Raw genomic sequence first — 20,795 nt, forward strand, 5'->3', positions numbered from 1 at the left:
CCTGGTACAGCCTTTGTTGTTTTCGAAGTTCGCTGTTTCTAGGGGCAGCGATACATTCGTCCGTTATGGCTATAACAGTCCCGGGTGCGCACTCTCGCAACGCTCAACTTGGTATTAACGATTTATATACACGAAGAGTTAGTTTACTTAACGACTAATACCAAGGGTGTAGAAGGCGGCGGTGTTTAAGTTGTAGGTTTATTAAAATCAATGAGTTGATAAGAGTAGCGAGCTATCGATAGCTCGCTATAACTTAGGATGTATATATACAATTTATCAGGCGATGGGCCGCCAGCGGCCGACCATGTGTTCAATGTCCCCGGCGCCTTTAAGTTGCAGCTCACCGCTGGAGCCGGGGGCGCTCGTGAACAACGTTACCTCACTGGGCAAACGCACCGGCTTTTTAAACTCGACATCTATCTCGAGATTGGCGGCTGGCAAATGCTCACTCAGTGCCGCCAGTGTGCGGGCCTTGTTCCACAGCCCATGGGCGATGGCCTGGGGAAAGCCGAATAACCTGGCAGTGAGGGCGCTCAAATGAATCGGGTTGTAGTCGCCGGACACCCGGGCGTAGCGGCGGCCAACATCGGCGGGGGCTTTCCAGCGGGTCAGTTCGGCGACAGCAGCAGGGGGTTGCAGCGGGTTGTCCGTTGCTGCGCCATCGAGTTTCACACCGCGACAGAGCATCCGGCTTTGCGCTTCCCACAGTAGCCCCAGTGAATCTTCGACCGTGGTCACAATATCGAATGTCGCTCCCTTGGCATGGGGCTGCAAATTCTGCGCGTAAACGCCGACCGTCAAGTCACTCACACCGCCCAATGGGCGCAGGATGCGGATCCGGTTGCTCAGGTGGATCAATCCCAGCAGCGGGAAAGGAAATGCCTTGTCGGTGAGCAATTGCATCTGCAGGCCGAATGCCAGGATATGCGGATAGGTGGCCGGCAAGACCGGGCTGTCGGCAAACCCGCAGACCTTGCGATAGGCCGCGACTTCCCTGGGGTTCACACTGACCCGGCAGCGCAACCCTTGCTCGGGCAGCGTGGTGCCGGTGATCTTGCGCTTGAGTGCCGCGCGCCAATACAGCGGCGGCAGGAACGGGGTGCTGCCTAATGTGTGCCACTCCATGCTTACGCTCCCAATAGACTTTGCCCGCACACCCGAAGTGCCTGCCCGCTGACCGCGCCCGAGCCCGGCTGGCCGAGCCAGGCCACCGCCTCGGCGACGTCCTGGGGCAAGCCGCCCTGGCCCAGCGAACTCATGCGGCGCCCGGCCTCACGCAGGGCGAAGGGAATGTGTGCGGTCATCTGGGTTTCGATAAAACCGGGGGCCACGGCATTGATGCTGATCCCGCGCTCACCGAGCAACGGCGCCCAGGCCTGGGCCAGGCCAATCAGCCCGGCCTTGCTCGCGGCGTAGTTGGTTTGCCCGCGGTTGCCGGCGATGCCGCTGATGGATGCCAGCAGCACCACGCGACCGTTGTCGTGCAGGGTGCCGCTGTCCAGCAGCGCCTTGGTCAGCACTTGCGGCGCGTTGAGATTGACCGCCAAGACTGCGTCCCAATATTCCGGCGTCATGTTGGCCAGGGTTTTATCGCGGGTGATGCCGGCGTTGTGCACCACGATGTCGATGCCGTCCGGCAGGTGTTCGATCAGTTGGGTGGCGGCGTCTTCGGCGCAGATATCCAGGGCGATGCTGCGGGCGCCCAGGCGCGCGGCCAGGGCATCGAGGTCGGCCTTGGCTTGTGGCACGTCCAGCAGGATCACCTCGGCACCGTCGCGGGCCAGGGTTTCGGCAATCGAGGCACCGATGCCGCGGGCGGCGCCGGTCACCAGGGCCTTGTGCCCGGCGAGCGGGCGCGTCCAGTCCGCGACCTGAGTCGCGCAAGGGTTCAGGCGAATGACCTGGCCGGAGATATAGGCACTTTTCGGCGAGAGGAAGAACCGCAACGCACCCTCCAATTGATCCTCGGCCCCGTCGCCCACGTACAGCAATTGCAGGACGCCGCCGCTGCGCAGCTCTTTGGCCAGCGACCGGCTGAAGCCTTCAAGGGCCCGTTGGGCACTGGCGGCAAACGGGTCGCCGAGGCTTTCCGGGGCACGGCCAAGGATCACCAGGTGCGCGCTGTGATCGAGGTTCTTCATCAACGGCTGAAAGAATTCCCGCAACTGCTTGAGTTGATCGGTGTGCTGCAACTCGCTGGCGTCAAATACCACGGCCTTGAGCTTGGGCCCGTGGCCGGGAATCCAGGTGGTTGCCGTCGACGGTTCGGTGCCGTAGCTATAGATAGCGTCGGTCAGCTTGTTGGCGAATGGCAGGATTTTTGTTGCCAGCGGGCCGCCGCCGATCAGCAGTGCACCCTCCACCGGACGCAGGCGTCCGGCCTGCCAGCGTTCCAGGCGTACCGGTGACGGCAGGCCAATGGCGGCGACCAGGCGATGGCCGAGGCTGGAGTTGGCGAAGTCGATATAACGGTCAGACATGGAACGCTCTCCGAGTGCTGGGGTTCAAACGGTGGACCATCAATAGGTGAAAGTCGTTCGATTGAGCCTAGGCTAGGCTCAGAGATTCACCCCATAACCTCAAGGGAGCTTTCCATGACTCAATTGCGCCGTGTAGCGATCATTGGCGGTAACCGCATCCCCTTCGCCCGCTCCAACGGCCCTTACGCCACGGCGAGCAACCAGGCGATGTTGACCGCCGCCCTCGAAGGCCTGATCGAACGCTACAACCTGCACGGCCTGCGTATTGGCGAGGTGGCCGCCGGGGCGGTGCTCAAGCATTCCCGCGACTTCAACCTGACCCGCGAGTGCGTGCTGGGCTCGCGCCTGTCGCCGCAAACCCCGGCCTACGATATTCAGCAGGCCTGTGGCACGGGGCTGGAAGCCGCGTTGCTGGTGGCGAACAAGATTGCGCTGGGGCAGATCGAAAGCGGGATTGCCGGCGGCGTCGACACTACGTCCGACGCGCCTATCGGGGTGAATGAGGGCCTGCGCAAAATCCTGCTGCAAGCCAATCGCAGCAAATCCATGGCGGATAAACTTAAAGTCTTGTTACAACTTCGTCCCCATCACCTCAAGCCGGAGCTGCCGCGCAACGGCGAGCCGCGCACCGGATTGTCCATGGGCCAGCATTGCGAGTTGATGGCGCAGACCTGGCAGATCCCCCGCGCCGAGCAGGATCAGTTGGCGCTGGAAAGCCATCAGAAAATGGCTGCGTCCTACGCCGAAGGCTGGCAAAACGATTTGCTCACGCCCTTTCTTGGCCTGACCCGCGACAACAACCTGCGCCCCGACCTGACCCTGGAAAAACTCGCCAGCCTCAAGCCCGCCTTCGAGCGCAGTGAAAAGGGCACCCTCACCGCCGGTAACTCGACGCCGCTGACCGATGGCGCCTCGTTGGTGCTGCTGGGCAGTGAAGCCTGGGCCAAGGAGCGCGGCTTGCCGATTCTCGCCTACCTGCGCGATGGCGAAGCGGCGGCGGTGGATTTCGTCAACGGCGCCGAAGGCCTGCTGATGGCGCCGGTGTACGCCGTGCCTCGCCTGCTGGCGAGGAATGGCCTGACCCTGCAGGACTTCGATTACTACGAGATTCACGAAGCCTTTGCTGCCCAAGTGTTGTGCACGCTGAAAGCCTGGGAAGATCCGGAATACTGCAAGACCCGCCTGGGGCTGGATGCACCGCTGGGCTCTATCGACCGCAGCCGCTTGAACGTCAAGGGCAGCTCATTGGCCGCCGGCCATCCGTTTGCTGCCACGGGCGGGCGTATCGTCGCCAACCTGGCCAAGCTGCTGGACGCAGCCGGTAAGGGCCGGGGCCTGATCTCGATCTGCGCCGCCGGGGGCCAGGGCGTCACCGCGATTATTGAGCGCTGATCTCGGCTATGATCGGGCCGCCGGTCAATTTGGCATATTGGATGCATTCTTAAGCGGTCAAAGGTCGGTACCCTCTCCCCGCGGCGAGAGGATTGCCGTATAACGAGTGCCATACGCGTGTTTGGTAATAAAGGACCCACAATAAAAGCTGATGAAGACTCCTAAACGCATTGAACCCCTGATCGAGGACGGTCTGGTCGACGAGGTGCTGCGCCCACTCATGAGTGGTAAAGAAGCAGCTGTTTACGTGGTGCGCTGCGGCAACGAGTTACGTTGCGCCAAGGTCTACAAGGAGGCGAATAAACGAAGTTTTCGTCAGGCGTCCGAATACCAGGAAGGCCGCAAGGTCCGCAACAGCCGGCAGGCCCGGGCCATGGCCAAGGGCTCCAAGTTCGGCAAGAAAGAAACCGAAGACGCCTGGCAGAACGCTGAGGTAGCGGCGCTGTTTCGCCTGGCCGGTGCGGGTGTTCGCGTGCCCAAGCCGTACGACTTCCTCGAAGGCGTGCTGCTGATGGAGCTGGTGGCCGATGAATACGGCGACGCGGCGCCACGTTTGAACGACGTGACGCTGGAGCCGGACCAGGCCCGCGAATACCACGCCTTCCTGATTACCCAGATCGTGCTGATGTTGTGTACCGGCCTGGTGCACGGTGACCTTTCCGAGTTCAACGTGCTGCTGACGCCGACGGGCCCGGTGATCATCGACCTGCCTCAGGCGGTGGATGCAGCGGGCAACAACCACGCGTTCAGCATGCTGGAACGGGATGTGGGCAACATGGCTTCCTACTTCGGGCGCTTTGCCCCGGAATTGAAGAAGACCAAGTACGCCAAGGAGATGTGGGCGCTGTATGAAGCCGGCACGCTGCACCCGGCCAGTGTGTTGACCGGCGAGTTCGACGAACCGGAAGAGCTGGCTGACGTGGGCGGTGTTATCCGCGAGATCGAAGCGGCGCGGCTCGATGAAGAGCGTCGCCAGGCGATTCGCGCGGCAGACGATGCGCCACCGAGCAAGGCGTCGGAAGAACCGCCACCGCCGCCCTGGATGCAGTGATCCAACGGCGAGTGGATATCCAAATGTGGGAGCGGGCTTGCTCGCGAAAGCGCTGGTTCAGTCAACTGATGTATTGACTGACACTCCGCATTCGCGAGCAAGCCCGCTCCCACATTAGGTTCCGTGCATGCCTGGTTAAACTTGCTCAGGTGCAACAACTGCCCGACGCCAACTCCTTGAGAATCGGGCAATCCGGCCGATGATCGCCCTGGCAGTGTTCCACCAGGTCTTGCAACGTATTGCGCAACTGCCCCAACTCGCGGATCTTCTGGTTCAGCTCATCGATATGCTGGCGGGCCAGCGCCTTCAGGTCGGCACTCGCACGGCCCCGGTCCTGCCAGAGGGTCAGCAACTCGTGCGACAGACGATGCGCCACCGAGCAAGGCGTCGGAAGAACCGCCACCGCCGCCCTGGATGCAGTGATCCAACGGCGAGTGGATATCCAAATGTGGGAGCGGGCTTGCTCGCGAAAGCGCTGGTTCAGTCAACTGATGTATTGACTGACACTCCGCATTCGCGAGCAAGCCCGCTCCCACATTAGGTTCCGTGCATGCCTGGTTAAACTTGCTCAGGTGCAACAACTGCCCGACGCCAACTCCCTGAGAATCGGGCAATCCGGCCGGTGATCACCCTGGCAGTGTTCCACCAGGTCCTGCAACGTATCGCGCAACTGCCCCAACTCGCGGATCTTCTGGTTCAGCTCATCGATATGCTGGCGGGCCAGCGCCTTGACGTCGGCACTCGCGCGTCCCCGGTCCTGCCACAGCGTCAGCAACTTGCCGACTTCCTCCAGGGAAAACCCCAGGTCCCGCGAGCGCTTGATAAACGCCAGGGTGTGCAAGTCATCGGCGCCATAAATGCGGTAGCCGCTGTCGGTGCGATGGGCGGCTTTCAACAAGCCGATGGATTCGTAGTAACGAATCATCTTCGCGCTCAGGCCGCTTTGGCGTGCTGCTTGGCCGATGTTCATGGACGCTCGTCCTCCAGGTCCTTGGGTTTCCAGGTTTTCAACAGCAGTGCGTTGCTCACCACGCTGACACTGGACAGGGCCATGGCCGCGCCAGCCATCACCGGGTTGAGCAGGCCGAACGCCGCCAGCGGAATGCCGATCAAGTTATACACAAAGGCCCAGAACAGATTCTGTCGAATTTTCGCATAGGTCTTGCGGCTTATTTCCAGGGCTGCCGGCACCAGCCGTGGATCGCCGCGCATCAGGGTAATACCTGCCGCGTGCATCGCCACGTCGGTACCGCCGCCCATGGCGATGCCGATGTCGGCCGCGGCCAGGGCCGGTGCGTCGTTGATGCCGTCGCCGACCATTGCCACCACGCCGGTCTTTTTCAGCTCGGCGACGGTAGCCGCCTTGTCCGCAGGCAACACCTCGGCGTGCACGTCATCGATGCCCAGGGCTTCGGCGACCACGCGGGCGCTGCCACGGTTATCGCCGGTCAGCAGGTGGCTGCTGATATGCCGAGCCTTGAGTGCCTGTATCGCCTGCAGGGCGCCCGGTTTAAGCGTGTCACCGAAGGCAAACAGACCCAGCACGCGGGGCTGCGGGCCTTGCTCGATCAGCCAGGACAAGGTGCGGCCTTCGGCCTCCCACGCACTGGCCGAGTCGGCGAGATCACCGGTGCTCAAGCCGGTTTCTTCCAGCAGGCGACGGTTGCCCAGCGCCAGTTGCCGGCCATCTAGGGTGCCTGCAATGCCACGCCCGGTAAGGGACTGGCTGGCGCTGACATCCGCGACGTTCAAACCTTGTTCGGCACAGGCATCCAGCACCGCCTTGGCCAACGGGTGTTCACTGCCGCGCTGCAGCGCGCCGGCCTGTTGCAGCAGCGCCCCTTGATTGCCGTCAATGGCGGCCAGGTGCGCAATTTTTGGTGCGCCGGAGGTCAGGGTGCCGGTCTTGTCGAACACCACGGCGCTGACTTCATGGGCGCGCTCCAGGGCTTCGGCGTCCTTGATCAGGATGCCGTGGCGGGCGGCAACGCCGGTACCGGCCATGATGGCGGTAGGTGTGGCCAGGCCAAGGGCGCAAGGGCAGGCGATCACCAATACGGTCACCGCATTGATCAGCGCGACTTCCAGCGGTGCGCCATACAGCCACCAGCCGACCAGCGTGGCCAAGGCCAGCACCAGCACCACCGGCACGAACACCTGGCTGACTTTATCCACCAGTTTCTGGATCGGTGCCTTGGCGGCCTGGGCGTCCTCCACCAAGCGGATGATCCGCGCCAGCACGCTTTCCGCGCCGAGGGCCAGGGTACGCACCAGCAGCCGGCCTTCGCCATTGATGGCGCCGCCGGTGACTGCGTCGCCAGGCTGCTTCGGCACCGGCAGGCTTTCACCGCTGATCAAGGCTTCGTCGGCGTGGCTTTGGCCTTCGACCACTTCGCCGTCCACCGGGAAGCGTTCGCCGGGTTTGACCAGCACCAGGTCATTCAGCTTGAGGGCGGTGATGGCGACGTCCTGCTCGCGGCCGTCGATTACTTGAATCGCCCGCTCGGGGCGCAAGGCTTCCAGGGCACGGATGGCACTGGCGGTCTGGCGCTTGGCGCGGCTTTCCAGGTATTTACCCAGCAGCACCAGGGCGATCACCACCGCCGAGGCTTCGAAATACAGGTGGGGCATTGTGCCGGCGGACGCCGTGAGCCATTCATAGATACTCAGGCCGTAACCGGCGCTGGTGCCGATGGCGACCAGCAGGTCCATATTGCCCGCTCCGGCGCGCACGGCTTTCCAGGCCGCGATATAGAAGCGCGCACCGAAGATGAATTGCACCGGGGTGGCCAGGGCAAATTGCACCCAGGCCGGGAGCATCCAGTGCAGCCCGAACGGTTGCACCAGCATCGGCAGCACCAACGGCGCGGCGAGCAGGATTGCCAGCAGCAACGACCAGCGTTCATGGCTCAGGCGTTGTTCCTGGCTGGCCTGGGTGGCGGTTTCGCTTTGGGGCAGGGTGGCGGTGTAGCCGGCCTTGTCGACGGCGGCGATCAGCACGCCGGGGTCCATCTGGCCGAGCACTTCAATGTGGGCGCGTTCGTTGGCCAGGTTGACGCTGACACTTTGCACCCCGGGCACTTTGCCCAGTGCCCGTTCAACCCGCCCGGCGCAGCTGGCGCAGGTCATGCCGCTGATCGGCAGGTCGAAGGTGGTGGATCCGTTCATGGGCAGTACTCCAGGAGAGATTGCCCCTAGGATCAACCTTGACCTGTGGGGAAGGTCAAGGCGTTAGATCAATGTTTCAGTATTCCAGTGCGGCCGGTTTCAGGTACATGCCGTCCGGCCCTTGCGCGATACGCAACTTGCGCACGTCACCCGCCTTCAACGTAATGTTTTGCGCCGGTGGTGCGAGCATGCCCGGCAAGCAACCCTGGGATTGCCCCGGCAACAACTTCAGGCGCAACGACACATTCCCGGCCGGCAAGTTGAAGGAGGTGGCCTGCTCCTGGAACAGCCGCCCGGCCAACTGGTCCTGGATGTACAAGCCAATCTCGCAGTTGGTCGGCACTTCAAGGCGCTCCCGGGAAATGATCAGCACCGCATAATCTTCATCTGCGCTGGCCGGTGGCACAGCAGCAAAAAAGCCCATCAGGCTGACAAGGCCAAAAAATGACCAGCGCATGGCGAATTCTCCGAGGTTCACATCGTGGATAAGTGCAGCTTGGCCGAGGGCGCGAATGAATGCCAGCCCGGCCGATGTTTTCAGAACTTGACCTTGCCATCGTGGCAAGGTCAACACTGCGGGCAACCTCATTAAAGGAGTCATGTCATGCAAGTATTCAGCGTTGAAGGAATGACCTGCGGCCACTGTGTCCGCTCGGTAACCCAGGCGGTGCAGGATAAGGACCCGGCGGCCAGCGTGCTCGTTGACCTCGCGGCAAAGGAAGTCAGGGTGGAAGGCAGCCTGCTGTCGCCGGCAGAGGTGATCAACCTGATCAGCGAGGAAGGCTACAGCGTCAAGCTCGCCTGATTTTCTGATAGTTAGCGAGCTAACTTAATGTTCAAGGCACCCGCGCCCGGCTAGACTGTCGGGCTGCCGACTCACCTGGGTGCCTGATGAACCTTCGTATAATCCTGATTCTGGGGGCCTTGAGCGCGTTCGCGCCGCTGGCCATCGACTTCTACCTGCCGGGTTTCCCGGCCATGGCCGTGGCATTCGGCACCGACGAAAAACATATTCAGCTGACCTTGGCCGTGTACTTCACGGGCCTGGCGATCGGCCAGTTGATCTATGGACCGCTGGCAGACCGTTTTGGCCGGCGCGGGCCGCTGCTCAGCGGCGTCACCCTGTTTACCCTGGCGTCCTTCGCCTGTGCGTACGCGCCGTCCCTGGAATGGCTGATCGGCGCGCGTTTCGTCCAGGCCCTGGGCGGCTGCGCGGGCATGGTGATCTCGCGGGCGGTGGTCAGCGATAAATGCGACGCGGTGGGCTCGGCCAAGGTGTTTTCCCAACTGATGCTGGTCACCGGGCTGGCGCCGATCCTCGCGCCGCTGGCGGGCGGGGTGATGGTTGGGGTGTGGGGCTGGCAGTCGATCTTCCTGGCGCTCACGGCGTTCAGTGTGATGGCGGCCATTGCGGTAGCAGTCGGGCTGCCGGAAAGCTTCCCGGCCCATCAACCGCGCCAGCCGCTGTCAGGTGCACTGCGCCAGTACGGCCGGTTGCTGTCGGACCGGGTGTACCTGGGCTATGCCTTGACCGGCGGCATCTCGATTGCCGGTATGTTTGCCTACATCGCGGGCTCGCCCTTCGTCTTTATCAAGCTCTATGGCGTGCCCGCCGAACACTATGGCTGGGTATTCGGCTCGAATGCCGCGGGCTTTATCCTGGTGGCACAGGTCAATGCGCGTTTGCTCGCTTCGCGTGGCCCGGCATTTTTGCTGTCGCGCACGGTGTGGGTTTACCTGGCGGCGGGTCTGTCGTTGCTGGCAATTACTGCGCTGCGCACGGACGCTTTGTGGCCACTGCTGGTACCGCTGTTTATCTGCATCGCCAGCCTGGGCTGCATTTTGCCCAATACCTCGGCCTGCGCCATGAGCGGGCAGGGCGCTCGGGCGGGCAGCGCGTCGGCGTTGCTCGGTTGCATTCAGTTTGGTGTGGCGGCAGGCGCAGCGTCGTTGGTCGGCGTGCTGCACGACGGCACGGCGATGCCGATGGCAATGGTCATCAGCTTGTGTGGCGTATTGGCCGTAACGTTCGCGATGCTGACCCGGCGCCTGCAGCGCCAACGGGCACTGCAAGCGGCGGACTGATCAGGATCAGCCAGCAGAACGCTGCTGGCTTTCGGGGAATCGGTGAGGCGCCTGGATACGGGTTTGCAGGGTGTCGGCAAACGCGCGGGCCTCGGCCTCACTGCGGAAGGTAAAGGCGTTCTGGTCGAGACGGACCTGCCATTTGTTGCCTTCGGATCTTGCTAGCGCTTTTATCAGGATCTTCATTGCTGACTTCCTCACGTAAATTGCGTGGCAAAGGCGGCCAATATAAACCCGAATACGCTCACAAATATGACAAGGATCAAGTCTCTGACTAGCGGTGTCGTCCATTACTCACATGAATAACAGACGACACTGACAGAACCTTTCGTTAGAACCCTTCCAGCACGATCTTGCCCTTGGCCTTGCCGCTTTCCAGCAGTTCGTGGGCGCGGCGCAGGTTAGCCGCGTTGATCACGCCAAAGTGCTCGCCCACGGTGGTTTTCAGAGTACCGGCGTCGATCAGTTCGGCGACGCGATTGAGCAGGTTGTGCTGCTCGATCATGTCGCTGGTCTCGAACATCGAACGGGTGTACATGAACTCCCAATGCAGCGACAGGCTCTTGCGCTTGAGCTTGCTTACGTCCAATGCCTTGGGATCGTCGATCAGCGCCAGTTTGCCCTGGGGAATCAGCGCTTCCACCAGTTGGTCCAGGTGCTGGTCGGTCTGGGTCAGGCTGGCGACGTAGTTCACCTGCGGATGGCCGGCGTTTTTCAGCTCTTCGCTCAACGGTTTGCTGTGGTCGATCACCAGGTCGGCGCCCAGGTCCTTGGCCCATGCCTGGGTTTCAGGACGGGAGGCGGTGCCGATGACTTTCAGGCCGGTAAGCTGTTTCGCCAGTTGGGTCAGGATCGATCCCACACCACCCGAAGCACCGACAATCAGCAGGCTCTGGCCTTCATCGGCCTTGCCTTCACGCACTTGAAGGCGTTCGAAGAGCAATTCCCAGGCGGTGATGGCGGTCAGCGGCAGTGCAGCAGCGTCGGCAAAACCCAGGGTTTTCGGCATATGGCCGACGATGCGCTCATCGACAGTGTGCAGTTCGCTGTTGCCGCCGGGGCGTACCAGGGAGCCGGCGTAGAACACCTTGTCGCCGACCTTGAACAGGCTGACTTCGCTGCCCACGGCCTTGACCACACCGGCCACGTCCCAGCCCAGCACTTTGGCCGCGCCGTTTTCCGGGGCGACGTTCTGGCGCACCTTGGTGTCCACCGGGTTCACCGAGATGGCTTTGACTTCCACCAGCAGGTCGCGGGGGCCGGCGACCGGTTCGGGCAGTTCGATGTCTTGCAGGGATTTTGGATCGTTGATCGGCAGTGCGGCGTAGTAGGCGATGGCTTTCATGATGGTTTCCAAAAAGGGGGCGGTTGATCAGGCAATAAACTTCAGGCGCTTGAGTTCGAAATGCTCAAGCACGTCGGCAGCCTTGGTGCGGAAATTCTGGATATGCGCGCTCTGGTCGTGGTCGGCCAGCGCGGCGTCGTCACTCCAGCGTTCGAGCATGTAGAAGGTCTCGGGGTGTTGCAGGTCCTGGTGCAGGTCGTACTGCTGGCAGCCGGCTTCGATGCGGGTCGGTTCCAGCAGCTCGCGCAGCAGGGTTTCCAGGGTGGCCTGTTGGCCGGGTTTGGCGATCAGCGTGGCGATGACGTTAAAGGCAGCAGACATATTCGACTCCAGACACGTGATGAACGGGATGGACAGATGATTGGCTATTTCTCTGGAAGATAAAACCCGCTAAAAGAGCAGTCTCTTTCAATGCTTTTTTGATAATGGGCGGTCGGCGTGCTGCGTTTTGATGACTTGCAGTTGTTTGTGCGTGCGGCAGACCTGGGCAGCCTTTCGGCGGCAGCACGGGTGATGGACATGTCGGCGGCGGTGGCCAGCGCGGCGTTGAAGCGCATCGAGCAGCAGTTGGGCGCACGGTTGTTGGCGCGTTCCACCCGCAGCCTGCGCCTGACGGCCGAGGGCGAAGGCTTCCTGGAATACGCCCGGGCCGCCTTGAGCAGCCTGGATGAAGGCCGGCGGTTGTTGGCCAGCGGCCAGGATCAGGTCAGCGGGGTGCTTCAACTCTCGGCGCCGTCGGACTTTGGCCGTAACCAGTTGTTGCCCTGGCTCGATGAGTTCCAGCGCGAATACCCCGACCTGAGCGTACGCCTGTTATTGGGCGACCGGATTGCCGACCTGTTCCGCCAGCCGGTGGATATCGCCCTGCGCTACGGCGAACCCGAAGACTCCAGCCTGATCGCGTTGCCCATCGCCCCGGACAACTGCCGCGTGCTCTGCGCTGCTCCCAGCTATCTGGCGCGGCACGGCGAGCCGCGCCACCTGGAGCAACTGACCCAGCACAATTGCCTGCTGTACATGCTCGGCAGCCGGGTGCATGACCATTGGGGGTTTAACGATGGCAAGCGTGATGTCGGCCTGACGGTGACCGGTGACCGCTTCAGTGATGATGCCGATGTGGTGCGACGCTGGGCGGTGGCGGGGGTGGGTATCGCCTACAAGTCCTGGCTGGATGTCAGCTCCGATGTGCTGGCGAGGCGCCTGCGGCTGATCTTGCCGGAGCTGCGGGGCGAACGTACGCCGCTCAATCTGTTGTGTGCCCATCGCGCGCAACTGAGCAAGCCGATCAATCTTCTGCGGGAAATGCTCGTTGCCCGTTGTGCGACATTGACTGCGCAATTGCCGGAGCGATCAGCCTCTACACCATAACCCCGGGGATATCGGGAAATTTCCTTCAGCTTCTGTCCTTGGTTGCGCTGTAAGACGGCACGGAACCCGGCGTTTTCACGCTTATACTTTTCCGCCAGACGCAGCAGACAAATGATTCAACAGGGAGTGAATGAGCACATGGAACAGGCACCTTGCATCAGTCAGATCGCCACCTTGCTGGCCGACCCGAAACGCACCGCGATGGTGTGGGCATTGATGGACGGCTCGGCCAAACCCTCCGATGAGTTGGCGGCACTTGCCGGGCTGTCATCGGCCTCGGCGAATGCGCATCTGACGCGATTGACGGCCGGTGGCCTGCTGCGTGTCGAAGCCCGCAGCGGCAAACGCTTTTTCCGGGTGGCCGCCGCCGATGTGGGGGCCGCCGTGGATGCATTGGCCTGCACCACGATGGCCAGTGTCGCCCGCAGCACGCCCATTCATTCGCGGTCATTGACTGCGCCTGCGGCTTTACGGCGAGCGCGGCTGTGCCATGGTCACCTGGGGGGCGAGCTGGCAGCGGGTTTGTATCAACGGATGATGGCGGCCGGGTGGATCGAGCGCGCGGAACAGCGTACGGACGTGACGCCGTCAGGTGCGCGCAAACTCGCAGCGCTGGGGATTTTTACCCAGGCACTGGCTCAGCCGATCGTGTGCGATTGTTTTGATTGGAGCGAACAGCAGCCACACCTGGGCGGTGCGTTGGGGGCCGCGTTGTTGCAGTTGTGCCTGCAGTCGAACTGGGTCAGCGTGATCAATGAGTCCCAGGCGTTGCAGGTCAGTGAAGCCGGGCAACTGGAAATTGCCCGGCTCGCCAGACCGGTCGGTGATTAAGGCTTGACCAACCGTGCATCCAGGCTGTTTTGCGCCAGGCGTTTGGCCTGGTCCTGGGTCATGCCCAGCGAGGTGTACAGCGCATGGAAGTTCTCGGTGACATAACCGCCGAAGTACGCCGGATCGTCCGAGTTCACCGTCACTTTCACCCCACGCTCAAGCATGTCGAGGATGTTGTGCTGGGACATGTCGTCGAACACGCAGAGCTTGGTGTTGGACAACGGGCACACCGTCAGCGGGATCTGTTCGTCGATGATCCGCTGCATCAGGCGCTCGTCTTCAATGGCGCGTACGCCATGGTCGATACGCTGGATCTTCAGCAGGTCGATGGCTTCCCAGATGTACTCCGGCGGGCCTTCTTCACCGGCGTGGGCGACGGTCAGGAAACCTTCGTGACGGGCACGATCAAACACGCGCTGGAACTTGCTCGGTGGGTGGCCCATTTCCGAGCTGTCCAGGCCCACGGCAACAAACGCATCACGGAATGGCAGTGCCTGGTCGAGGGTTTTTTCGGCCTCTTCTTCGCTCAAGTGGCGCAGGAAGCTCAAGATCAAACCGCTGGTGATGCCCAGTTGTTGCTCGCCGTCTTTCAAGGCGGCGGCAATGCCGTTGAGCACCACTTCGAACGGTACGCCACGGTCGGTGTGGGTCTGTGGGTCGAAGAACGGTTCGGTGTGGATCACGTTCTGCGCCTTGCAGCGCAGCAGGTAGGCCCAGGTCAGGTCGTAGAAATCCTGGGAAGTGCGCAGTACATCGGCGCCCTTGTAGTAGAGGTCGAGAAACTCTTGCAGGTTGTTGAAGGCGTAGGCCTTGCGCAGGGTTTCGACGTCGTTCCACGGCAGCGCGATCTTGTTGCGTTCGGCCAGGGCGAACAGCAGCTCAGGCTCCAGCGAGCCTTCCAGGTGCAGGTGCAATTCAGCCTTGGGCAGGGCGTTGAGCCAATCGTACATTTATAAATTCTCATCAGGTGCAATGGCGGCATTCTACAGGCGCACGCCGAAATAATCGGCAAAACCTGACCAAGCGGTGAGCATCCACAGGCACCGTGCAAGCAGTGCATGAACTAAGGTGTAACGAAACGTTAGCGGCGCGGTGCAGTCTGTACCCCATCAATGACGGATTCGCCGCGTTCAAAAGGCCTGCAATGCTCACATCTATCAAGCAAGAAAAATTCATGCTGCTGGCGCTGATTGCCGCCATCGCTGCCTACCCGCTGGAGCACTGGATGCTGCACAGCGGGCAGATGGTGGCGCTGTTGGCTGGCATAGCGCTGATCGGCTTTATCGTCGTGGCCTCGATGCGCGTGGCCCATCACGCCGAGCAACTGGCGGAAAAGGTCGGCGACCCCTACGGCACCATGATCCTGACCCTCGCCGCCGTGCTGGTGGAAGTGGTGATCCTGGCGATCATGATGAGCAACGAGCCCTCGCCGACCCTGGTGCGCGACACCATTTATTCGGCGGTGATGCTCGACATCAACGGCATCCTCGGCCTGGCCGCGCTGATGGGCGGCATCAAGCATGGCGAACAGTCCTACAACGACGATTCGGCGCGCACCTACAGCGTGATGATCCTTACCGCCATGGGTGTGTCGATGGTGGTGCCGGAATTTATCCCCGAGGCCGACTGGAAAATTTACTCGGCCTTCACCATCGGCGCGATGGTAGTGCTCTACACGTTGTTCCTGCGGATGCAGGTGGGGCCTCACAGTTATTTCTTCAGCTACAGCTACCCGGAAAAACGTCGTAAGAAACAACCGGAAGAAGCGTCGCCGCCGATCAGCCTGGCGTTTTCCATCGGGACGTTGGTGTTTGGCGTGATCGTAATTGGCGCGTTGGCCGAGGTGATGTCCAAGACCCTCGACCTGGGCCTGGAAGGCACGGGGGCTCCACCGGTAATCACGGCGATCATCGTGGCCGCGATTTCCGCCGCCCCGGAGATTTTGACCGCGTTGCGCGCAGCGCTGGCCAACCGCATGCAGTCTGTGGTGAACATCGCGCTGGGGGCTTCTCTGTCGACGGTGATTTTGACCGTACCGGTGATGGAAGCCATGGCCTTGTACACCGGCCAGCCGTTTCAGATGGCGATGACGCCGGTGCAGACCGTGATGGTGTTTATCACGCTGATTGTCAGCGCGATCAACCTCAACGATGGCGAAACCAACGCCATCGAAGGGATGACCCATTTTGTGTTGTTTGCGACGTTTATCATGCTGTCGCTGCTTGGACTGTAACCAATCCTGAAAACACCGCAGAAATAATTGTGGAAACCGGGCTTGTGTGGGAGCGGGCTTGCTCGCGAATACGGAGTGTCAGTCGCCAGATATGTTGACTGACCCAACGCATTCGCGAGCAAGCCCGCTCCCACATTTGAAAAGTGTTTCTTCAGTTAAGTCCGGTTGATCAGTTCCCGCGCCGCCTGGCTGTGATCGGCAATCAAGCCTTTCAGGTCCAATCCTTCGACCTGCCCGTCGATCACCCGCCATTTGCCGCCGACCATCACCCGGTCCGCTCGGTCGGCGCCGCACAGCAGCAGCGCAGAGATCGGGTCATGGCTGCCGGAGAAGCGCAGTTCATCGAGCTTGAACAACGCCAGGTCGGCCTGTTTGCCTACGGCCAGTTCGCCGATGTCGCTGCGACCGAGTAACTGCGCCGAACCTTTTGTCGCCCAACCCAACACCCGTTCCGGGGTGATCTTCTCTGCCCCGTAACGCAGGCGCTGGATGTACAGGGCCTGGCGCGTTTCGAGGATCATGTTCGACGCATCATTGGACGCCGAACCGTCCACCCCCAGGCCAATCGGTGCACCGGCGGCCAGCAGGTCCAGCGTTGGGCATATCCCGGAAGCCAGGCGCATGTTCGAGCTCGGGCAATGGCAGATACCGGTACCGGCAGCTCCGAGGCGTGCGATTTCTTCAGGGTTGAAGTGAATCCCGTGGGCCAGCCACGTGCGCGGGCCTAGCCAGCCGACGCTGTCGAGGTAATCCACGGTGCGCAGGCCGAAACGCTGCAGGCAGAAGTCTTCTTCGTCGAGGGTTTCCGCCAGGTGGGTATGCAGGCGCACGTCGAGGTTGTTGGCCAGCTCGGCGCTGGCTTCCATGATTTCCGGGGTGACGGAAAACGGCGAGCAGGGCGCCAGGGCGATCTGGATTTGTGCGCCGTCACCGCGCTCGTGGTACTGGCGGATCAGGCGGCGGCTGTCTTCCAGAATCACTTCGCCTTGCTGCACGGTTTGTTGCGGTGGCAGCCCTCCGTCGGCCTCGCCCAGGCTCATGGAGCCGCGCGTGAGCATGGCGCGCATGCCCAGATCGCGCACGCTGTCGACCTGCACGTCGATCGCCTGTTCCAGGCCGTCCGGGAACAGGTAGTGGTGGTCTGCCGCCGTGGTGCAGCCCGAGAGCAGCAGTTCGGCCAGGGCCACTTTGCTCGCCAGGGCGAGTTTTTCCGGGGTGAGTCGGGCCCAGACCGGATACAGGGTTTTCAACCAGGGAAACAGCGGCTGGTTGACCACCGGCGCCCAGGCGCGGGTCAGGGTTTGATAGAAGTGATGGTGGGTGTTGATGAGTCCAGGAAGGACGACATGCTCGCGGGCATCGAATACTTGTCCACAGGGCACGGCGGGTTCTTGGCCCCAGCCCAGCACTTCGGTGATCACACCGTCTTGCAGCACCAGGCCGCCACGGGCGTCGAGGCCATTGGCAGTGAAAATCGCGAGGGGGTTTTTTAACCAGATACGGGTCGCAGGCATTGGCCGGCTCCTCTGAATGATGGGTTCAGGTTTGCCAGCTCAGTGTTGCCCTGTCTGCTGATCCAGGGTCGCCGGGGAGGGCGAGGTGCGCAGTTTACGTGTGGATCGTTATCGACGGCAATCGGCCGATAACGATCCCGGTTTTTTTACCAGGCGATGGTGTCGCCCTTGTAGTCCACAAAGTGATGGCCGCCCTTGCCGGTGTAGGCATTTACCTGGTCAACCAGGCCGCGCACGCTGGTGGGCACGTCGATGTGGGCGTTTTCGCCACCCATGTCGGTTTTCACCCAGCCCGGGTGCAACGACAGCACGGTCAGTTTCTGATCGCCCAATTGGGTGACGAAGCTGTTGGTCATGGAGTTGAGGGCGGCCTTGCTGGCCTTGTACAGCGCCAGGTCCGAGCCGTCGGGAATGGTGACACTGCCCAGGATCGAACTCATGAAGGCCAGCACGCCGGTGCCTGGGCGGATCTGCCCGACAAAACGCTGGGCCAGGTTGATCGGCGCCACGGCGTTGGTGAAAAACAGTTGGCCGACTTCAGCCAGGGTGGCGTGGCCCGGTTCCTGGTTGGCCGGGCCTTTGACACCGGCATTGACGAACAGCAGGTCGAAGGTTTTTTCCTTGAGGCGCTGGCTGAGGGCAATTACCGCCTGCTGGTCATCCATGTCGAGCTTTTCGATTTGCACCTCGCCCAATGCTTTCAAGGCATCGGCCTTTTGCGGGTCGCGCACGGTGGCGGTCACGTCCCAGCCGTCCGCCAGCAGTTGCTTGGCCAGGCCAAGGCCCAGGCCCCGGGAGGCGCCGATAATCAGTGCGGTTTTTGAAGTGGACATGAATGGCTTCCTTTGACGGTGGAGGTTCACGGGTTCAGTGGACAACGCTGGCCGAGCCTTTGCTGCAACTCCTGGCGCAGTTGGTCGAGTTCGGCGATGCGGGTTTCGATCAGGTGGAGCTTGTCTTGCAGGAGCTGGGTCACGGCGCTGTCGGGGTCTGGAGCTTGCCATAATGCGCCGACGCTGTTGCCGATTTCACCCAGGCTGAAGCCCAGGCGCTGGGCGGTCTTGATGTACAGCACCAGTTGCACCATGTCGGCGGGGTAGTCACGGTAACCGTTGGCACTGCGTTGCGCGGCAATCAGCCCGCGTTGCTCGTAGAAACGCAGGGTGTCGCGACTGACCTGGCTGGCCTGGGCTAATTCGCCGATACGCATGTAGAGGGCTCAAGGGGGCTTGACCCTGGAGCATACTCCAGGCTTTAGCCTGCTGGCTTCTTGAATTTAAGGAGCTTACGGCTATGTGGACCGCACACCAATACCGTCGACTGGTTCGGGCCAGCGGTTGGTACGACCTGATCGTCACCGCCGCACTGGTCACACCCTGGACGTTTGTCCTGCTGCATAACGCCCTGGTGGCGTTGAACCTGCCCGGCGAGCTGCCGCCGTTCGCGCCTGTGCATATGTTGATGGCGAACCTGATGGGCTCGATTGTCTGCGTGTGGTCGGTGCTGCGAATCCGCGACCCACAAGCGATCTTTGGCCGCTACGACGCCGCCGGCCGAGTGCTGTTTGCCACCTGGCAGATCTACGCGCTGGCCCATGGTGCCAGTACTGTATTGGTGATTGTCGTGGTGTTTGAAGTGCTGTGGGCGGTGGCTCAGTTGATACCGGTGCGCCGAGCAGCAAGTTGATCAAAAAACGCTCAGTTGTGCCGGAACGTTGCAGGCTCTGCTGCGGGGTGACTCTTGCACGGGTTATCCACAGGTTGCTCCACAGTAATTGTGCGCAAGCGTGACCGGTGGATATAAGCGCTGTGGCCCTTTGTTCTAAAGGACATAACCCGCCTAACTGACTGTTTTTGAGCTGGATTAATACTTTCGTGCAGTGCCTTGAACAAAAACTGTACAACCGTCTGAAACCCTTGTGACAGAAGGGTTACAGGCGAGTGTGCTCAGGTTATCCACAGGCAGGTGCACAGTAGATGTGGGCAGTTTCAGCGCTCCAGCAGAATGCGCCCGCGACTCAGGTCGGCGAGCTGCGCTTGCAGGGTGTCGATATGTGCCTCGCCGAGGGCCAGCTGCAGGTCGACGCCATTGGCGGTGAAGGTTTCTTCCATCACCAGCCCACCCAGTTCGGCCACTCGCAGCTTCACCAACTGCAGCTCGGCAAAACCACAGGAGCAGCTCAGCGGCACCCGTTTGATCAGCTCGACGCGTTCGGCGGCTTGCAGGCATTTGTTCGCCCCGCCGCCATAGGCGCGGGCCAGGCCGCCGGTGCCCAGTTGGATGCCGCCGTACCAGCGGATCACCAGCACCACGACCTGGTCGCAATCCTGCGCTTCGATCGCGGCCAGGATCGGGCGCCCGGCCGTCCCGCCGGGTTCGCCGTCGTCGTTGCTGCGGTATTGATCGCCGAGTTTCCAGGCCCAGCAGTTGTGCGTGGCGTTCAGGTCGCTGTGCTGGTCGATGAAGGCCTGGGCGTCCTGGGGGCTGCTGATCGGGGCGGCGAGGGTAATGAAGCGGCTTTTGCGAATTTCTTCGCGAAACTCGCAAAGGCCGGTAAGCGTGAAAGGCATGGGTAACTTCGTTTAGAGGGCCGGCTTGATGCCACAGCCTTTGAGAATGATGTGGATCAGGTTGGTGCCGGCGTCTTCCATGTCCTGCTTGGTCAGCTTGGTGCGCCCGGTCACGCGGCAGATCTGGGTGGCAAAGTCGGCGTAATGCTGGGTGCTGCCCCACAGCAGGAAGATCAGGTGCACCGGGTCGATAGGGTCCATCTTGCCGGCGTCGATCCAGGCCTGGAATACCGCCGCACGGCCGCTGAACCAGGCGCGGTAGTCCTGGCTGAAATATTCGGTCAGGCACTCACCGCCGCTGATGATCTCCATCGCGAAGATCCGCGAGGCTTGTGGCTGGCGCCGGGAGAATTCCATCTTGGTGCGGATATAGCGGGTCAGGGCGGCCGCCGGGTCATCCTCGGCGGTCAGGGTGTTGAAGGTGCTGTCCCACAATTCGAGGATGTTGCTGAGCACCGCGATGTACAGGCCCAGCTTGTTGGTGAAGTAGTAGTGCAAGTTGGCTTTCGGCAACCCGGCACTCGCCGCGATGGTGTTCATGCTGGTGCCTTTGTAGCCATGACGGGCGAACTCGTCTTCGGCGGCCTGCAAAATCGCTTGTTCGTTCTTTTGGCGAATGCGGCTTGCAGGTTTTCCGGCGTGGTTGCTGTGGGCAGGAACTTCGAGGCTCATGGAGGTTTCCGTGCAGATCGATGAAGGCGACGTGTGCACAGATAACCCACCCTCAAGCCCCAGACAAGTCCCGATACGATAAAACC

22 protein-coding genes and 1 pseudogene are annotated in these 20,795 nt (G+C 61.6%); 8 read left to right on the plus strand and 15 right to left on the minus strand.

Annotated elements, in window-relative coordinates:
- Positions 1–276: 276 nt before the first annotated feature.
- Together QF039_RS32685 and QF039_RS32690 are read right to left on the minus strand one after the other, a co-directional pair.
- On the minus strand, positions 277–1,125 hold the full coding sequence (locus QF039_RS32685; RefSeq protein WP_003218642.1) for a MaoC family dehydratase: 849 nt from the start codon (positions 1,123–1,125) through the stop codon (positions 277–279).
- Between the two features lie 2 nt (positions 1,126–1,127).
- A complete protein-coding gene (locus tag QF039_RS32690) occupies positions 1,128–2,480 on the minus strand; it encodes a 3-oxoacyl-ACP reductase (protein WP_307522673.1) in 1,353 nt (450 codons plus the stop codon).
- Positions 2,481–2,594: 114 nt separating this feature from the next.
- Here QF039_RS32690 and QF039_RS32695 point away from each other — a divergent pair, with 114 nt between their 5' ends.
- The gene (locus QF039_RS32695) at positions 2,595–3,872 is read left to right on the plus strand and encodes an acetyl-CoA C-acetyltransferase (protein ID WP_087693751.1); all 1,278 of its coding nucleotides are present in this window, start codon (positions 2,595–2,597) and stop codon (positions 3,870–3,872) included.
- A 151-nt stretch (positions 3,873–4,023) separates the two neighbouring features.
- Positions 4,024–4,923, plus strand: a complete 900-nt coding sequence (locus tag QF039_RS32700) for a PA4780 family RIO1-like protein kinase (protein WP_008438985.1) — start codon at positions 4,024–4,026, stop codon at positions 4,921–4,923.
- A 145-nt stretch (positions 4,924–5,068) separates the two neighbouring features.
- Here QF039_RS32700 and QF039_RS32705 read toward each other — a convergent pair.
- From QF039_RS32705 to QF039_RS32720, 4 genes and pseudogenes are all read right to left on the minus strand, one after another.
- Positions 5,069–5,278: pseudogene (locus QF039_RS32705) on the minus strand (MerR family DNA-binding protein); the annotation flags it as partial.
- Positions 5,279–5,491: 213 nt separating this feature from the next.
- Positions 5,492–5,893 carry a Cu(I)-responsive transcriptional regulator gene (gene cueR, locus QF039_RS32710; RefSeq protein ID WP_201022528.1) on the minus strand — a complete coding sequence of 134 codons (402 nt, stop codon included), beginning with the start codon at positions 5,891–5,893 and terminating at the stop codon, positions 5,492–5,494.
- Positions 5,890–8,091: a cation-translocating P-type ATPase gene (locus tag QF039_RS32715; protein ID WP_102368020.1), complete on the minus strand. Its 2,202-nt coding sequence runs from the start codon at positions 8,089–8,091 to the stop codon at positions 5,890–5,892. The genes cueR and QF039_RS32715 overlap by 4 nt, the downstream gene beginning before the upstream one ends.
- 76 nt (positions 8,092–8,167) lie before the next feature.
- Entirely contained in the window at positions 8,168–8,548 is a 381-nt protein-coding gene (locus tag QF039_RS32720; protein WP_087693477.1) for a hypothetical protein, read from the minus strand.
- Positions 8,549–8,695: 147 nt separating this feature from the next.
- Between QF039_RS32720 and QF039_RS32725 the strand changes: the two genes are divergently transcribed.
- Both QF039_RS32725 and QF039_RS32730 read left to right on the plus strand, forming a co-directional pair.
- The gene (locus tag QF039_RS32725) at positions 8,696–8,896 is read left to right on the plus strand and encodes a heavy-metal-associated domain-containing protein (protein WP_177020798.1); all 201 of its coding nucleotides are present in this window, start codon (positions 8,696–8,698) and stop codon (positions 8,894–8,896) included.
- 86 nt (positions 8,897–8,982) lie between these two features.
- The gene (locus QF039_RS32730) at positions 8,983–10,176 is read left to right on the plus strand and encodes a multidrug effflux MFS transporter (RefSeq protein WP_003211152.1); all 1,194 of its coding nucleotides are present in this window, start codon (positions 8,983–8,985) and stop codon (positions 10,174–10,176) included.
- A 6-nt stretch (positions 10,177–10,182) separates the two neighbouring features.
- On the opposite strand, the gene QF039_RS32735 is transcribed toward QF039_RS32730, so the two are convergent.
- The 3 genes from QF039_RS32735 to QF039_RS32745 all read right to left on the minus strand — a co-directional run bounded on the left by QF039_RS32735 (position 10,183) and on the right by QF039_RS32745 (position 11,842).
- A complete protein-coding gene (locus QF039_RS32735) occupies positions 10,183–10,362 on the minus strand; it encodes a hypothetical protein (protein ID WP_003211153.1) in 180 nt (59 codons plus the stop codon).
- Positions 10,363–10,507: 145 nt separating this feature from the next.
- Positions 10,508–11,521 (minus strand): zinc-binding alcohol dehydrogenase family protein, encoded by a 1,014-nt coding sequence (locus QF039_RS32740; protein ID WP_003211156.1) that lies wholly within the window; start codon positions 11,519–11,521, stop codon positions 10,508–10,510.
- A 27-nt stretch (positions 11,522–11,548) separates the two neighbouring features.
- Positions 11,549–11,842: a putative quinol monooxygenase gene (locus tag QF039_RS32745; RefSeq protein WP_003211158.1), complete on the minus strand. Its 294-nt coding sequence runs from the start codon at positions 11,840–11,842 to the stop codon at positions 11,549–11,551.
- Between the two features lie 117 nt (positions 11,843–11,959).
- Between QF039_RS32745 and QF039_RS32750 the strand changes: the two genes are divergently transcribed.
- A complete protein-coding gene (locus tag QF039_RS32750) occupies positions 11,960–12,889 on the plus strand; it encodes a LysR family transcriptional regulator (RefSeq protein ID WP_307522686.1) in 930 nt (309 codons plus the stop codon).
- A 138-nt stretch (positions 12,890–13,027) separates the two neighbouring features.
- On the plus strand, positions 13,028–13,720 hold the full coding sequence (locus QF039_RS32755) for a helix-turn-helix transcriptional regulator (RefSeq protein ID WP_177008350.1): 693 nt from the start codon (positions 13,028–13,030) through the stop codon (positions 13,718–13,720).
- Here QF039_RS32755 and QF039_RS32760 read toward each other — a convergent pair.
- Positions 13,717–14,670: an adenosine deaminase gene (locus QF039_RS32760; protein ID WP_008430770.1), complete on the minus strand. Its 954-nt coding sequence runs from the start codon at positions 14,668–14,670 to the stop codon at positions 13,717–13,719. The two genes, QF039_RS32755 and QF039_RS32760, sit on opposite strands and share 4 nt — an antisense overlap.
- Positions 14,671–14,864: 194 nt before the next feature.
- On the opposite strand from QF039_RS32760, the gene QF039_RS32765 reads away from it, so the two are divergent.
- Positions 14,865–15,953 (plus strand): calcium:proton antiporter, encoded by a 1,089-nt coding sequence (locus QF039_RS32765; protein WP_307522692.1) that lies wholly within the window; start codon positions 14,865–14,867, stop codon positions 15,951–15,953.
- Positions 15,954–16,108: 155 nt separating this feature from the next.
- Here the strand turns inward: QF039_RS32765 and QF039_RS32770 are convergent, their stop codons facing one another.
- The 3 genes from QF039_RS32770 to QF039_RS32780 form a co-directional block, all read right to left on the minus strand.
- Complete coding sequence (locus tag QF039_RS32770) at positions 16,109–17,467, minus strand: 8-oxoguanine deaminase (protein WP_003211168.1); 1,359 nt, start codon at positions 17,465–17,467, stop codon at positions 16,109–16,111.
- Positions 17,468–17,613: 146 nt separating this feature from the next.
- Complete coding sequence (locus QF039_RS32775) at positions 17,614–18,300, minus strand: SDR family oxidoreductase (RefSeq protein WP_177008351.1); 687 nt, start codon at positions 18,298–18,300, stop codon at positions 17,614–17,616.
- Positions 18,301–18,326: 26 nt separating this feature from the next.
- The gene (locus QF039_RS32780) at positions 18,327–18,677 is read right to left on the minus strand and encodes a MerR family transcriptional regulator (RefSeq protein WP_102368021.1); all 351 of its coding nucleotides are present in this window, start codon (positions 18,675–18,677) and stop codon (positions 18,327–18,329) included.
- An 83-nt stretch (positions 18,678–18,760) separates the two neighbouring features.
- Here QF039_RS32780 and QF039_RS32785 point away from each other — a divergent pair, with 83 nt between their 5' ends.
- Entirely contained in the window at positions 18,761–19,153 is a 393-nt protein-coding gene (locus QF039_RS32785; RefSeq protein WP_008430778.1) for a hypothetical protein, read from the plus strand.
- A gap of 302 nt (positions 19,154–19,455) precedes the next feature.
- On the opposite strand, the gene QF039_RS32790 is transcribed toward QF039_RS32785, so the two are convergent.
- Positions 19,456–20,037 (minus strand): YigZ family protein, encoded by a 582-nt coding sequence (locus QF039_RS32790; RefSeq protein WP_102368022.1) that lies wholly within the window; start codon positions 20,035–20,037, stop codon positions 19,456–19,458.
- 12 nt (positions 20,038–20,049) lie between these two features.
- Positions 20,050–20,709 carry a TetR/AcrR family transcriptional regulator gene (locus tag QF039_RS32795; protein ID WP_003211175.1) on the minus strand — a complete coding sequence of 220 codons (660 nt, stop codon included), beginning with the start codon at positions 20,707–20,709 and terminating at the stop codon, positions 20,050–20,052.
- Positions 20,710–20,795: the final 86 nt, after the last annotated feature.

This window comes from Pseudomonas sp. W2I6, assembly GCF_030815935.1.
Lineage (GTDB): Bacteria > Pseudomonadota > Gammaproteobacteria > Pseudomonadales > Pseudomonadaceae > Aquipseudomonas.